General features: G+C 65.1%; 17 protein-coding genes. 9 read left to right on the top strand and 8 right to left on the bottom strand.

Annotated elements, in window-relative coordinates; all coding sequences use genetic code 11:
- Positions 1-11 precede the first annotated feature (11 nt).
- From AC72UB_RS16480 to AC72UB_RS16470, 3 genes are read right to left on the bottom strand one after another with little or no spacing between them, the layout of a single operon-like run.
- Positions 12-773 carry a TSUP family transporter gene (locus AC72UB_RS16480; protein ID WP_505190699.1) on the bottom strand — a complete coding sequence of 254 codons (762 nt, stop codon included), beginning with the start codon at positions 771-773 and terminating at the stop codon, positions 12-14.
- 16 nt (positions 774-789) lie between these two features.
- Positions 790-1,350, bottom strand: a complete 561-nt coding sequence (rsmD, locus tag AC72UB_RS16475; RefSeq protein WP_505190698.1) for a 16S rRNA (guanine(966)-N(2))-methyltransferase RsmD — start codon at positions 1,348-1,350, stop codon at positions 790-792.
- Positions 1,347-2,555, bottom strand: coding sequence for an NAD(P)/FAD-dependent oxidoreductase (locus AC72UB_RS16470; RefSeq protein ID WP_505190697.1), 1,209 nt, complete (start codon positions 2,553-2,555; stop codon positions 1,347-1,349). The genes rsmD and AC72UB_RS16470 overlap by 4 nt, the downstream gene beginning before the upstream one ends.
- Positions 2,556-2,633: 78 nt before the next feature.
- Here AC72UB_RS16470 and AC72UB_RS16465 point away from each other — a divergent pair, with 78 nt between their 5' ends.
- Positions 2,634-3,122 carry a peroxiredoxin gene (locus AC72UB_RS16465; protein WP_505190696.1) on the top strand — a complete coding sequence of 163 codons (489 nt, stop codon included), beginning with the start codon at positions 2,634-2,636 and terminating at the stop codon, positions 3,120-3,122.
- Positions 3,123-3,166: 44 nt separating this feature from the next.
- On the opposite strand, the gene AC72UB_RS16460 is transcribed toward AC72UB_RS16465, so the two are convergent.
- Positions 3,167-3,823 carry a ChrR family anti-sigma-E factor gene (locus tag AC72UB_RS16460; protein ID WP_505190695.1) on the bottom strand — a complete coding sequence of 219 codons (657 nt, stop codon included), beginning with the start codon at positions 3,821-3,823 and terminating at the stop codon, positions 3,167-3,169.
- A 3-nt stretch (positions 3,824-3,826) separates the two neighbouring features.
- A complete protein-coding gene (locus tag AC72UB_RS16455) occupies positions 3,827-4,336 on the bottom strand; it encodes a sigma-70 family RNA polymerase sigma factor (RefSeq protein WP_505190851.1) in 510 nt (169 codons plus the stop codon).
- 250 nt (positions 4,337-4,586) lie between these two features.
- Between AC72UB_RS16455 and AC72UB_RS16450 the strand changes: the two genes are divergently transcribed.
- The 3 genes from AC72UB_RS16450 to AC72UB_RS16440 are packed head-to-tail and all read left to right on the top strand — an operon-like array spanning position 4,587 to position 7,368.
- Complete coding sequence (locus AC72UB_RS16450) at positions 4,587-5,885, top strand: NAD(P)/FAD-dependent oxidoreductase (RefSeq protein WP_505190694.1); 1,299 nt, start codon at positions 4,587-4,589, stop codon at positions 5,883-5,885.
- The gene (locus AC72UB_RS16445) at positions 5,882-6,637 is read left to right on the top strand and encodes a DUF1365 domain-containing protein (RefSeq protein ID WP_505190693.1); all 756 of its coding nucleotides are present in this window, start codon (positions 5,882-5,884) and stop codon (positions 6,635-6,637) included. The genes AC72UB_RS16450 and AC72UB_RS16445 overlap by 4 nt, the downstream gene beginning before the upstream one ends.
- Positions 6,637-7,368 (top strand): SDR family NAD(P)-dependent oxidoreductase, encoded by a 732-nt coding sequence (locus tag AC72UB_RS16440; protein ID WP_505190692.1) that lies wholly within the window; start codon positions 6,637-6,639, stop codon positions 7,366-7,368. The genes AC72UB_RS16445 and AC72UB_RS16440 overlap by 1 nt, the downstream gene beginning before the upstream one ends.
- On the opposite strand, the gene AC72UB_RS16435 is transcribed toward AC72UB_RS16440, so the two are convergent.
- On the bottom strand, positions 7,365-8,633 hold the full coding sequence (locus tag AC72UB_RS16435) for an RsmB/NOP family class I SAM-dependent RNA methyltransferase (protein WP_505190691.1): 1,269 nt from the start codon (positions 8,631-8,633) through the stop codon (positions 7,365-7,367). The genes AC72UB_RS16440 and AC72UB_RS16435 overlap by 4 nt on opposite strands.
- A gap of 85 nt (positions 8,634-8,718) precedes the next feature.
- Here AC72UB_RS16435 and AC72UB_RS16430 point away from each other — a divergent pair, with 85 nt between their 5' ends.
- On the top strand, positions 8,719-8,895 hold the full coding sequence (locus AC72UB_RS16430; protein ID WP_505190690.1) for a DUF1674 domain-containing protein: 177 nt from the start codon (positions 8,719-8,721) through the stop codon (positions 8,893-8,895).
- Between the two features lie 3 nt (positions 8,896-8,898).
- Here the strand turns inward: AC72UB_RS16430 and AC72UB_RS16425 are convergent, their stop codons facing one another.
- Positions 8,899-9,252: a dihydrodipicolinate reductase gene (locus AC72UB_RS16425; protein ID WP_463290786.1), complete on the bottom strand. Its 354-nt coding sequence runs from the start codon at positions 9,250-9,252 to the stop codon at positions 8,899-8,901.
- Between the two features lie 72 nt (positions 9,253-9,324).
- Entirely contained in the window at positions 9,325-10,134 is an 810-nt protein-coding gene (dapB, locus tag AC72UB_RS16420) for a 4-hydroxy-tetrahydrodipicolinate reductase (RefSeq protein WP_505190689.1), read from the bottom strand.
- Positions 10,135-10,221: 87 nt separating this feature from the next.
- On the opposite strand from dapB, the gene rbfA reads away from it, so the two are divergent.
- The 4 genes from rbfA to AC72UB_RS16400 are packed head-to-tail and all read left to right on the top strand — an operon-like array spanning position 10,222 to position 12,801.
- Complete coding sequence (gene rbfA, locus AC72UB_RS16415; RefSeq protein WP_463290784.1) at positions 10,222-10,650, top strand: 30S ribosome-binding factor RbfA; 429 nt, start codon at positions 10,222-10,224, stop codon at positions 10,648-10,650.
- Positions 10,640-11,386, top strand: coding sequence for a phosphodiester glycosidase family protein (locus AC72UB_RS16410; RefSeq protein ID WP_505190688.1), 747 nt, complete (start codon positions 10,640-10,642; stop codon positions 11,384-11,386). The genes rbfA and AC72UB_RS16410 overlap by 11 nt, the downstream gene beginning before the upstream one ends.
- A gap of 1 nt (position 11,387) precedes the next feature.
- Positions 11,388-12,296 carry a tRNA pseudouridine(55) synthase TruB gene (gene truB, locus AC72UB_RS16405; RefSeq protein ID WP_505190687.1) on the top strand — a complete coding sequence of 303 codons (909 nt, stop codon included), beginning with the start codon at positions 11,388-11,390 and terminating at the stop codon, positions 12,294-12,296.
- Between the two features lies 1 nt (position 12,297).
- Positions 12,298-12,801 carry a DUF1643 domain-containing protein gene (locus tag AC72UB_RS16400; RefSeq protein WP_505190686.1) on the top strand — a complete coding sequence of 168 codons (504 nt, stop codon included), beginning with the start codon at positions 12,298-12,300 and terminating at the stop codon, positions 12,799-12,801.
- Positions 12,802-12,803: the final 2 nt, after the last annotated feature.

Here is a 12,803-nt window from a genome sequence, read left to right as displayed (position 1 = left end):
GCAAAACCGCCTTACCCCAGCGCCTGCCACAAAAGCCGCAGCGCCATGGCGACCGAGACCACCACGATCAAGGGCTTGATCAGCCGCGCCCCGACACGCATGGCCATGCGGGCGCCCAGGGTGGCTCCGGCCATCTGCGCCAGACCCATGGCGATGCCGACCCCCCACCACATCACGCCCAAAGGGATGAACACGGCGAGTGAGCCGATGTTGGAGGCGAAGTTCAGCAGTTTCGTATGCGCCGTGGCCTTGAGCATGCCAAAGCCCGCCAGCATGACGAAGGCGAGCATGAAAAAGCTGCCGGTGCCGGGGCCGAAGAAGCCGTCATAGGCGGCGATCAGCGGCACGGCGGTGAAGGCAAAGACCGCAGGCGCCATGCGTTGGGCGCGGGCATCGTCTGAGATGCCCGGTTTCAGGGCGAAAAACGCGGCCACGGCCACGAGGATCACCGGCATAATGATGCGCAGGGCATCGGCGGGAAGGGATTTTGCCACCAGCGCGCCGCCCGCTGCGGCCAGCGCCGAAATCGCCGCCATGCCCAGTTGGTCCTTTAGACGCACATGTCCGGCGCGGGCGTAGGCCACGGTGGCGGTGCCTGCGCCGAATGCGCCTTGCAGTTTGTTGGTCGCCAGCGCCTCGAGTGGGGAGGCCCCGGCGATGAGCAGCATCGGCATGGCGATAAGACCGCCGCCGCCCGCGATGGAATCGACGAACCCCGCCACAAAGGCCGCAAGGATCAGGAGGAGGGCGAGGTGGGTGGCGACTTCGAACATGTGTTTCTCGGGGGGGTCAGGGGGCGCGGGCGATGGTGACCAGCGTATCGCCGTATTTGCGCTGATCTTCCAGTGTGAAGCCTTCGGGCAGGGTGGGCGCGCTGCCCTCTTCCCAAACGACCAGCGATTGCGGGGCAAGCCAGTTGCCTGCACGCGCGGCTTCGAGCGCGGCTTCGCCCATGGATTTACCATAGGGCGGGTCAAGGAACACCACGTCAAAGGCCGGGCCGGGATTAGCCCCTAGGGTGCGGACATCGCGGCGCAGGATTGATGTTTCCGCTTCGGCCCGCATCAGGGCGATGTTGCGGGTGAGAAGGGCGAGTGCCGCCTTGCCGTTTTCGACAAAGGTGGTGTGGGTGGCGCCACGCGACAGGGCCTCAAGCCCCAAGGCCCCGGTGCCTGCAAAAAGGTCAAGCACCCGCGCGCCTTGCAGGGGGGTGCCATAGCCGCCGTTGACGAGAAGGTTGAAAATCGCCTCGCGCACCCGGTCCGAGGTGGGGCGCAGATGCGCCGCCGGATCGCCTGCGCCGACTTCGGCCAGCTTCAGCCCCCGTGCGCGGCCGCCGATGATTCTCATGCGCTCAGGAGGTCCTTCAGCGGCACCGACAGATCGGCGACCTTGGCCTTGTCGGGCGATTTGCCCGCCTCGATCAGGCGTTTGCCGACCATGTAGCCGCGCGGATCGTTCATCGCATCGACGGCGAGGAGGGTGTCGCCTTGGTAATACCAAAAGCTGACGCCCTCGCCTTCGGGGCCGCGGGTGACGATGTTGTCATAGCCGGTGTTCAGGCCCGCGATTTGCAGTTTGCAGGCGTATTGGTCAGACCAGAACCACGGCTTCGCGATGTAGTCCTTGCCCGCGCCCATGATGTTTTCGGCCACGACTTCGGCCTGATCAATGGCATTGCCCACGGATTCCAGCCGGATGCGGCCGCCCTTGTAGGGGAATGAGGCGCAATCGCCCGCCGACCAGATAAAGGGGTCTGAGGTGCGGCCATGGGCGTCGGTTTTGATGCCATTGTCCAGCTCTAGCCCTGCCGCCTCGGCCAGCGCTTGGCCGGGCAGGATGCCGACGCCTGCGATGACGAAATCGGCGGGCAGTTCGCGGCCATCTTGCAGGCGCACGCCGGAGACATGGCCGGTGCCCAACAGCCGGTCAAGGCCGGTGGATTCCAGAATGGTGACGCCATGGGCCTGATGCAGCGCGCGGATGTAGTCGCTGGTTTCCGGCGCGGCGACGCGTTGCAGGATGCGCGGGGCCATTTCCAGCACGGTCACCTCAAGGCCCAGTTTGCGGGCCACGGCGGCGGCCTCGAGCCCTATATAGCCGCCGCCGACGATCACCACACGGCGGCCCGGGGCGAATTCGGCGCGCATCGCGTCGACATCGGCCAAGGTCCGCACGGTGTAGACGCCCGCGAGATCGCCGCCGATGGCGGCGGGCAGGCGACGGGGGGTGGAGCCGGTGGTCAGCACCAGATGGTCGTAGGAGAGGGTCTCATCGCCGACCGTCAGGGTCTTGGCGGCGCGGTCGATGCCGCCCGCTTTGGCGCTGAGGCGTAGGGTGATGTTCTGTTCAGCATAAAACGCGTTGGAGCGCAGCCAGAGGCGTTCTTCCTCCATCTCGCCCATGAGGTAAGCCTTGGACAAGGGCGGGCGCTGATAGGGGGGGGCCGGTTCTTCGCCCACAAGGGTGATCTGGCCATCAAAGCCAAGGCCGCGCAGTTTGGCCACCACGGCCGAACCGGCCTGCCCTGCGCCCACCACAACCACATGCGCCATCGCTCCCCCCTCTGGTCGAACTTCGCGGCGGAGCCTATATCCGGGTGATACGGAAACGCAACGCGCGAGGGACAACAAATGACGATTTCAGTGGGCAGCCAGTTGCCAGAGGCGAAACTGCTGCAAATGGGCGCCAATGGCCCCGAAGCGGTGGATCTTTCGGCCAAGCTTAAGGGCCGCAATGTGGTGATTTTCGGCTTGCCCGGCGCTTATACCGGCACCTGCACCACGAGCCATGTGCCGTCGTTCATGCGGGTGATCGAGAAGCTCAAGGCCAAGGGCGTCGATGAGGTGATCTGCCTGTCGGTCAACGATCCCTTCGTGATGAAGGCTTGGGGCGACAGCACGGGCGGCGCTGCCGCTGGGATCAGCTTCTTGGCCGATGGCGATGCGAGCTTTACCAAAGCGGTTGGCATGGATTTCACCGTGCCGGCGATTGGGTTTCATGACCGGTCCAAGCGCTATGCGCTGCAGGCGGTGAACGGGGTTGTGAAGGTGCTGCACGCCGAGGAAAATGCCGGTCAGTGCGATATCTCTGGCGGTGAGGCGATGCTCTCCGCGATCTAAGAGAAGCGCCCCCTTCCCCTGTCACGGGGAGGGGGGCAACCGCATCAGATGCGGAAAATCGGCTGCAAGAGGCGGGGCATTATACCCCGGAAGCGCAAGGGCGCATCGGTCGCGGCCAGACAGACGCAATCGCACCCTGCCTCGGCCACGGGCTTGTGCTGATCGGCCTCATCGGCGATTTCCACATCGCCCGGACCAAAGCGGTCTTTGTTGTCGCGGAAGGCGCCTTGCAGCACCAGTGTCAGTTCCAGTCCTCGATGGCCATGGTCTGGCACGGCTTGACCGGCGGGAATGCACAACAGGCGGGCTGAGGCCCCCTTGCCGGTCGGCAAGATCGCCTGACGGACGCCCATGCCGATGGGCTTCCAGCGGATAGCTTTAGGGTCACCGCCGATATAGTGCGCCAGCGGTGAAGGGATCACGCTGCGCGGGTGTGCCTTGCCGTTGACGACTGATGTGGTGGGCTTGTCCAGCCGGGCCATGCAGGCCTCAAGGCTCGCGTCGCTCATAGGGGCGGTTTCGGCCTCGAGCACGGCGCCGCCGACGGCCTCATAAGCCTCGGCAAGGGCGCGGCATTCATCGCAGAGCGACACATGGGTGGCGACCACGAGGGAGAAGGCTTCTGGCAGGCTGCCTGCGGCGTAGGACATCAAGAGCTGGTCGGACAGATGATGATTAATCGGTGATGTACGGTTTTTCATGGCTTAACTCATTCTGGTGCGCAGGCGGTCCAGCGCCAGTCGGATGCGCGACTTGATTGTTCCAAGGGGAAGCCCGGTTTCGGCGGCGATTTCGCTGTGCGACAGGTCACCGTAGAAGGCCCGCGCCACGAGGGCGCGCTGGGCTTCGGGCAGGGTGGAGAGGGCTTCGGTCAGCCGCCGGGTCTCTTGCGCGGCTTCAAAGACGTCGGCCTGATCCGGCTCGTGGCTGTCACCGCCCCAATCCAGCGCCTCGGGGTCGGGGCGGCGGTCGCGGCGGGCGATGTCGATGCGGCGGTTGCGGGCGATGGTAAAGACCCACGTCGCCACCGAAGCGCGCGAGGGGTCAAACAAATGCGCTTTCTGCCAAACGGTGGCCAGAACATCCTGGGCGCAATCTTCGGCCAAGGCGGCCTCGGTTCCGGCCTTCATCAAGAAGGCCTTTACCCGGGGCGCGAAATGCCGGAACAGCTGAGCAAAGGCGGCCCGATCCTTCCGGTCGCGCACAGCGACCATCAGCGCCGCCCAATCCGTTTCATCTGACTTCGACACTTGCCTGTCCTGCGGCTTCCGCTCGGGCACAGCATAAGCTGTTCGCCGAGGCGGTGCATGCGGAATTTGCAAAGTGAGCGTGTCTAACATCATGGACGAGATACGCGGCCATTTGGCAACTGGATCACCTGAAGTGTTTGATGCGACACATTGGATGATCCATTTCGCGAAACCCCGCGTAATATCCCTGAAAATCACGGAAAAAGGACTGCCCATGCCGTTCGAAACTTACGGCCAGCCACCGCGCCGGATTGCTATTGTCGGCGGGGGCATTTCTGGCATGGCCGCGGCCTATCTCTTGGCAGGAACCCACGCCGTTACCTTGTTTGAAGCCGAGCCGCGTTTGGGCGGCCATGCCCGGACGCTGATTGCGGGCAAGCGGGGCGATCAGCCGGTGGATACCGGGTTCATCGTGTTCAACAAGGTGAATTACCCCAATCTTCTGGGTCTCTTTGACAAGCTGGATGTGCCGGTGGTTGCCAGCGACATGAGCTTTGGCGCCTCGTTCGGCGGTGGCAAGCTGGAATATGCGCTGCGCAGTCTGAATGCGCTCTTTGCCCAGCGGCGCAATGCGGTCAGCCCCAAGTTCTTGCGCATGATCCGCGACATTGCGCGGTTCAACGCCAATGCCGAGGCGGCGGCCATCGGCACCACGCTGACGATTGGCGGGCTGTTGGAGAAGTTGGGCACCTCGGACGGCTTCCGCGACCATTACATCACGCCGATTTCGGGCGCGATCTGGTCCACCCCGGTGGAGGGGATTTTGGACTTCCCGGCCGAGGCGATGATCCGGTTCTTCAAGAATCACGCGCTGTTGCAGGCCACGGGGCAGCATCAGTGGTACACGGTGCAAGGCGGGTCGGTCGAATATGTGCGCCGTTTGCAGGCCTATCTGATGAGCCACGGGGCCGAGCTTCGCACCGGAACGCCCGTTGCCGCCATCCGGCGCGATGGCAATGGTGTGATGCTGCGCGCGGCAGGCGGCGAGTGGGAGCATTATGACGATGTCATCATGGCCACCCATTCGGATGACACGCTGGCGCTGTTGTCGGATGCCAGCCCTGCCGAGCGGGCCGCGCTGTCTTCGGTGCGCTATCAGCCGAATGAGGCGGTCTTGCATGCTGACACCACGGTGATGCCGAAAAGCCGCCGGGCTTGGGCGAGCTGGGTTTATGTGGAACCTGCGGGCCAGCCGAAGCCCGAACGCATTGCGCTGAGCTATTGGATGAACTCGCTGCAGCCCATTCCGCAAGATGACCCGCTGTTTGTGACGCTGAACCCGCAGGCGCGGATTGATGACAAGCTGATCCATGATGTGACGACCTTCCGCCATCCGGTGTTTGATCATGCCGCGATCGCCGCCCAATCGACGATCCGGGCGATGAACGGGGCGCGCAACACGTGGTTCTGCGGGGCATGGATGAAGAACGGGTTCCACGAGGACGGCTTTGCCAGTGCGGTGGATGTGGTGAATGCCATGGGCGAGCGGCAGGCCGAGGCGGTGGCTGCGTGACCGAAACTGGGGTTGACCATATCGCTGGCACCACCTTTCACGGCCGCAAGGGCACTGTGCAAAATCGGTTCCGCTATACGGTCGACTATGTGCTTTTGACGCCTGACAGCGCCAAGGGGCCGGGGCTGTTTTCCCGCAACCGGGCCAATCTGGCGGCGCTGCATGATGCCGATCATGGCGGCGCGCCGAAGGAAGGCCGGGGCACGGCTTGGGTCCGCGAGGTTCTGGTCAGCCATGGGCTGCCCGCCGCGGCGCGGATTGACCTGTTGGCCCAGCCGCGCCTTTTGGGCCATGTGTTCAACCCGGTGTCGTTCTGGCTGTGCCATGACGCGGCGGACGGCTTGCGCGTGGTGATTGCCGAGGTGTCGAACACCTTTGGCGACCGCCATTCCTATCTGGTGCATCGCGCCGATCACGGCCCGATCACCGCTGAGGATCACCTGACAGCGCAGAAGATCTTTCACGTCTCGCCGTTTCAGCCGGTGGCGGGGGGCTATCGGTTCCGCTTTGACATTCGGGCGGATCGGATTGGGATCTGGATCGACTTTACCGCTGGGGAAAACGGGGTGATCGCCACGCTGGTCGGGCCGCGCAAGCGGTTGACCAATGGGGCGATTCTGTGGGCTTGCCTGCGGCGGCCGTTCGGGTCGCGCCGGGTCTTGGCCTTGATCCATTGGCAGGCGGTGAAGTTGTGGTGGAAGGGTGCGGCCTATCGGGCGCGGCCTCAGCCTCCGGTAGAGGAGGTCAGCTGATGGGCGCGTTTCAGGGCAAACGCTATTGGCTGGTCGGCGGCAGCGACGGGCTGGGTCTGGCCTTGGCGCGGCAGATGCGGGCCGAGGGGGCGGATCTGGTGATTTCGGCGCGCAATGCGGAGCGGCTGGCGACGGTCTGCGCTGAGCTTGGCGCGCAAGCCCTGCCGATGGACATGGCGGATGCGGCTTCGGTCGCGCAGGCGGCGGGGGCGCTGGGGCCGGTGGATGGCGTGGTGCTGTTGGCCGCCGTCTATTGGCCGATGTCTGCCCAGGCGCTGGATGCCGACAAGCTGGTGGCGATGTGTGATGTGAACCTGACCGGCACGGCGCGGGTGCTGGGTGCGGTTCTGCCCGCGATGATCGCGCGCGGGGCGGGGCATGTGGTGCTGACCGGGTCCTTGGCGGGCTATCGTGGCTTGCCTGGGGCGATCGGCTATGCCGCGTCCAAGGGTGGGGCGATGGTGCTGGCCGAAAGCCTTTATGCCGATCTGCGCGGCAGCGGGGTTAAGGTGCAGCTGGCCAATCCGGGGTTCATTGAGACCCGGCTGACGGCGCAGAACAGTTTTTCCATGCCCTTCATCATGACGCCCGAAAAGGCGGCGGGGCATATGATGCGGTTGATGCGGTCGAACCGGTTCAAGTCCAGCTTTCCCGCGCCGTTTTCGTGGCTGTTCCGCTATGGGCAGGGGCTGCCCGATTGGCTGTGGTATCGGATGTTCCCGCGCGGTTAGGGCCGCTTTAGGCAGGCCATGAAGAACCCATCCATACCGCCTTTGTCGGCCCAATAGTCAGGCCGCAGGCGCAGGCCGCCGTCTGGCGTGATCCAGTCCGGCGAAAGGCCGGGCAGGGTGGGGCGAAGCACGCTGAGGCCGGGATGGCGGGCGAGCGCGGCGGTCAGTTGCGCCTCGCCTTCGTCGGGCAAGAGCGAGCAGGTGACGAACACGAGGCGCCCGCCCGGTTTCAGCCAGCCAAGGGCGCGGTCGAGAAGGGCTGTTTGCAAGGTGACCAGCCCGGTGATTTCGGAGCCGTCTTTGACGAAGGGCAGGTCGGGGTGGCGGCGGATGGTGCCGGTGGCCGAACAGGGCGCGTCGAGAAGGATGGCGTCGAAGGGCTGATCGGGCTGCCAATCCAGCGCATCGGCGGTGATGCAGGTGGCGGCAAGGCCGGTGCGGGCAAGGTTTTCGACCACACGCGCCATGCGGGGGCCAGAGATATCAAGGGCCGTCACATCGGCCCCGGCGGCGGCGAGTTGCATCGTCTTGCCGCCCGGTGCTGCGCACATGTCCAGCACGCGCTGGCCTTTCACATCGCCGAGGAGCGGCACGGCCATGGCGGCGGCGGCGTCTTGGACCCACCACCCGCCCGCGGCATAACCCGGCAGGGTGGAAACTTGGCCACGGTCGGCGAGCCGCAGGGAACCCGTGGGCAGAAGATCGCCCTCGGGTGCCTCGGCCCCCGCGCGCAGGGTGAGGTCAAGGGGTGGCGCGGTGGCCTGCACGGCCTCAATCGCCGTCACGGCGTCGCGGCCATAGGCATGGACCAAGGGCTGACGCAGCCAGCGCGGCAATTTCTGCACGCCGTTCAGCGCCACGCCCACCGGCACCTGCCGCAGAACGGCGTTGACCAATCCGGCCAGATGGCTGGTTTTGCGCCCGGCACGGGCCAAACCCACCGCTTCGTTCACCACGCCATGCGCGGCGGCACCTTCGGCGAGTTCAACCACCGCAAGGCGCAGGATGTTCCAGACCGGCAGGGGCGGTGCCTTGCGCATCAGGGGGTGCAGCACCTTGTCGGCGGGCTCCAACACGCGCAGCACGGTGAGGGCCAGACGCTGGGCGCGGGCACGCTCGGCGGGCGGGAGGGCGGCGAAATCGGGGTGATCAAAGGCTTCGGCCAAGAGGGCACCTTCGCCCAGAACCGCGTTCAAAAGCGCCACGGCCCCGCCGCGCGCTGTGGGTCTGGGGGTTTTGCCCTGAGTCGTTGCGCCCTTTGTCATTTCGCCTGTGTCATCCTGTGTCCTTGCCCTTGCCCTTGGCCTGTGCCGCGCCCTATATCACTGGCAGAGCCCGAAGGGATAGAGCATGTCCGACGACACCCCCAACCTTCCCCCAGCCGCCCTGCGCGCCTTGGCCGAAGCCGAGGAACGCCGCAAGGCCGCCAAGGACATAGGCCTGCCCACAGAACTGGGTGGGCGCAATGGGCCAGAGCCTGTGCGCTATGGCGATTGGGAGAAAAAGGGCCTTGCGATCGACTTTTGAGGTCTAGCGCAGACGGAACTGCGCGCTGTCGCCGGTGCCACGGTCCACGGTAAAGCGGACGATCCGGCCGTCGTTCGTTTCAACAAGCTGACAGTTGTAGGGGATGGCATAGCCTTCCCAATCCATCTCGCGGCAGAAATAGCCGTCATTCCACGACCAGCTTCCGGTGATCTGCCAGCCCAGCGCATCGCCGGTGATCTTGCCTTCGGGGCTGACGAAGAGGCTGAGGTCATAGAGGCTGTTGCGCAGCTCTTTGCCGGCCACCAGATCCATGAAGGCCTCTTTCTCCATGATTGGCTGATAGTCATCGGCAAAGGCAGGGCTGGTCACCACACACAAAGCAAGCAGGGCACGCATCGAAGAACTCCGTCAAATAGTATGACGGGTACGCAGGCCGGGGCGGTTTGGATCACCCGAGTGTGACGCGGGTTAAAGGCCCAGCACGTCCATCATGTCATAGCGGCCGGGCTTTTGGCCTTGGCCCCAGAGGGCGGCACGCAGAGCACCGCGGGCAAAGATGGTGCGGTCGGTCGCCACGTGGCGCAGGATGATCCGCTCGCCCTCACCGGCAAAAAGCACATCATGCTCGCCCACGATGTCGCCGCCGCGAATGGCGGAAAAGCCGATGCTGCCGCGTTCGCGGGCGCCGGTGATGCCATCGCGGCCTGAGACGCGGGCATCGTCCAGTGACACGCCGCGCCCATCAGCGGCGGCTTGGCCGAGCATAAGGGCTGTGCCCGAGGGCGCATCGACCTTCATGCGGTGATGCGCCTCGATCACCTCGATATCCCAATCGGCATCAAGGGCGGCGGCGACCTTTTGGGTCAGGCGGGTCAGAAGGTTGACGCCAAGGCTCATGTTCCCGGCCTGCACCACGACGGCATGGCGGGCGGCGGCGTCAAGTTTGGCGTGATGGGCCGCTTCCAACCCGGTGGTGCCGATGACATGCACGGCGCGGGCCTGTGCGGCGAGTGCGGCGAACTCCACCGTCGCAGCGGGGGCGGTGAAATCGATCACCGCTTGGGCCGAGGCGAAGGCGGGAAGCGGGTCATCGGTGACCAGAACGCCCAAGGCCGCGCCACCCATCGCCTCGCCAATGTCGCGACCCAGCCAAGGATTGCCGGGCCGTTCGATGCAGCCGACCAGCCGCGCCTTGCCACTGGCCACCACGGTTTTCACCAGCATCTGCCCCATGCGGCCCGATGCGCCCGTAATCACGATTCCCGGCAGGTGTTCCATGGCGATACCCCTCTGTATTGCCCCCCTTTAGCGCCGTTCCGCAGGCGCGCAAAGCCCGGCGTTGCGGGCGGGGCCAAAAGGGCTTACATGGCCCCCATGTCAAACAAGCGCTTCCACACCGGCTCTGGCCCCTCTCAACGGCAACTTCGCGTCGGCGAACTGATCCGGCGCACGCTGTCGGATGTGTTGAACCGGGCTGAAATCCACGACCCCGAGCTGAACGCCATGTCGATCACCGTGGGCGAAGTGTCCTGCTCGCCAGATCTGAAGGTGGCGACGGCCTATGTGATGCCTTTGATGGGATCGGTCCCGGTGGAGAATGCCATCGCGGCTTTGGCGCGCAACAAGGCCGAACTGCGCCACCGCGTGGCGCAGGGGCTGACGCTGAAATACGCGCCGGATTTGCGCTTTCGCCCGGATGAGACCTTTGACCGGCTGGATGACACGCGCCGCATGTTTTCGGACCCGTCGGTGGCCCGCGATCTTGCCGCGCAGGACGAAGGCGATGAGGATTAAGCCGCTGGTTCTGGCGCTGTTACTGGCGCCAGCCCTGCCCGGTCTGGCGCAGGCCGTCACCTGCCGCGATGTGATCTTTGACGCCCAATCCTACACCGTCTGCGACGTCGCTCCCGGCGAGGATCTCCGGCTGTTTTTGAGGGGTGACGAGCTGCCCTATGCCAGCTTTGCCGCCGTGGACGTGGCGCTGGAGGCGAAGGGCAAGCAGCTGGCCTTTGCGATGAATGCGGGCATGTTTCACCCTGATTTGGCCCCTGTGGGGCTGTATATTGAAAACGGGATCGAGCGGGCGCGGCTGATTACCTCGGACGGGCCCGGGAATTTCGGGCTGTTGCCGAACGGGGTCTTTTGCGTGGGCGAGGGCTTTGCCCTGATCGAATCGCGCAGCTTTGCCGAGACGCGGCCGCCCTGCCGTTATGCCAGCCAATCCGGCCCGATGCTGGTGATTGACGGCGCGCTGCACCCGCGCTTTTCGCCGACGTCCGACTCCTTGCATTATCGCAATGGGGTGGGCGTCACCGAGGAGGGGCATGCGATCTTTGCCATCTCAAATGAGGTGGTCAATTTCCACAGCTTTGCCCGGCTGTTCCGCGATGTGCTGGCCACGCCCAACGCGCTTTTCTTTGACGGCTCGGTCTCGCGGCTGTATGCGCCCATGCTGGAGCGTCACGATGCGGGCTTTCCGATGGGGCCGATGATCGGCGTCGTCACCGATCTGACCACGACAAAGGACTGACATGGCGCGCGGGAAAAAGGGCCGGCCGGTGAACGGCTGGCTGGTGGTGGACAAGCCTGCGGGCGTGGGGTCAACCACGGTGGTGAACAAGGTGAAATGGGCCTTTGGCGCGCAGAAGGCGGGCCATGCGGGCACGCTGGATCCGGCGGCGACCGGGGTGCTGGCCGTGGCCTTGGGCGAGGCGACCAAGACCGTGCCTTACGTCACCGATGCGGTGAAATGCTATCGGTTCCGGGTGACGCTGGGGGCTGCGACCACCACCGATGATGCCGAGGGCACGGTGATTGAGACCCGCCACATGCGCCCAACCGATGCCGAGATCGCGGCTGCGCTGGGCGCGTTTCGCGGTGAGATCGAACAAGTGCCGCCGCAGTTTTCCGCGGTGAAGGTGGATGGTGAGCGCGCCTATGATCTGGCGCGCGAGGGTGAGGTGATGGATCTGGCTGCGCGGCCCCTGTGGGTGGAGCGGTTGGAGATGATCGGCCGCCCGGACGCTGACCATGTCGATCTGGAGATGGTTTGCGGCAAGGGCGGCTATGTGCGGTCCATCGCGCGGGATCTGGGCCGCGCCTTGGGCTGTCTGGGCCATGTGGCCTGGCTGCGGCGCGAATGGTCGGGGCCGTTCAATGCCCGTGACGGGGTGTCGCTGGAGGAGATCGACCGGCTGGCCAAATTGCCCGAGATTGACGCGTTGTTGTTGCCGTTGGAGTTGGGTTTGGCCGATCTGCCGGAGCTGCCCTGCACGCCGGAAGGGGCGGTGCGGCTGAAGAACGGCAATCCGGGCATGGTGTTCAGCTCCACCGCGCAATACGGCGATGAGGCTTGGGCGAGCTATCAGGGCCGCCCGGTGGCGGTGGGGATTTACAAGGCGGGGGAATTGCATCCCAGCCGGGTGTTCAACCTCGACTGAGATGATCACACGGGCGCATCAAAAGGGCGATGCGGCGAGTGTGGCGGTCTATTCTGACTGTGAGGCCTACCGCTACGCGCTGACCCGCGAATGGGCGGCGGGGCGGCGGTTGTTGGTGGTGATGCTGAACCCATCAACCGCGACGGAAGAGGCCAATGACCCCACGGTGGAACGCTGTGAGCGCCGGGCGCGGGGTTTGGGCTATGGCGGGTTTCGGGTGGTGAACCTGTTTGCATGGCGCGCGACGGATCCGCGTGTGCTGCGGGCGGTGGCCGATCCGATCGGGCCGGACAATGACGCGGCCTTGGACGCGGGCGCGCTTTGGGCGGATGATGTGCTGTGCGGTTGGGGCGGGCATGGTGGGCTGTTGGGGCGTGATGCGCGGGTGGCAGCGTTATTGCGCGCCACGGGGCGGCCCTTGTGGCATTTGGGGCTAACCTTGGGCGGCCAGCCGAAACATCCCTTGTACATCGGCTATGCCCAAGCGCCGGTTTTGTGGGATTGATC

It is taken from the genome of Allotabrizicola aquatica (SeqCode), assembly GCF_965194375.1.
Classification (GTDB): Bacteria; Pseudomonadota; Alphaproteobacteria; order Rhodobacterales; family Rhodobacteraceae; genus Tabrizicola_A; species Tabrizicola_A aquatica.
The sequence above is the reverse complement of the archived record's forward strand: the minus strand, read 5'-3'. Positions and strand labels throughout refer to the sequence as shown.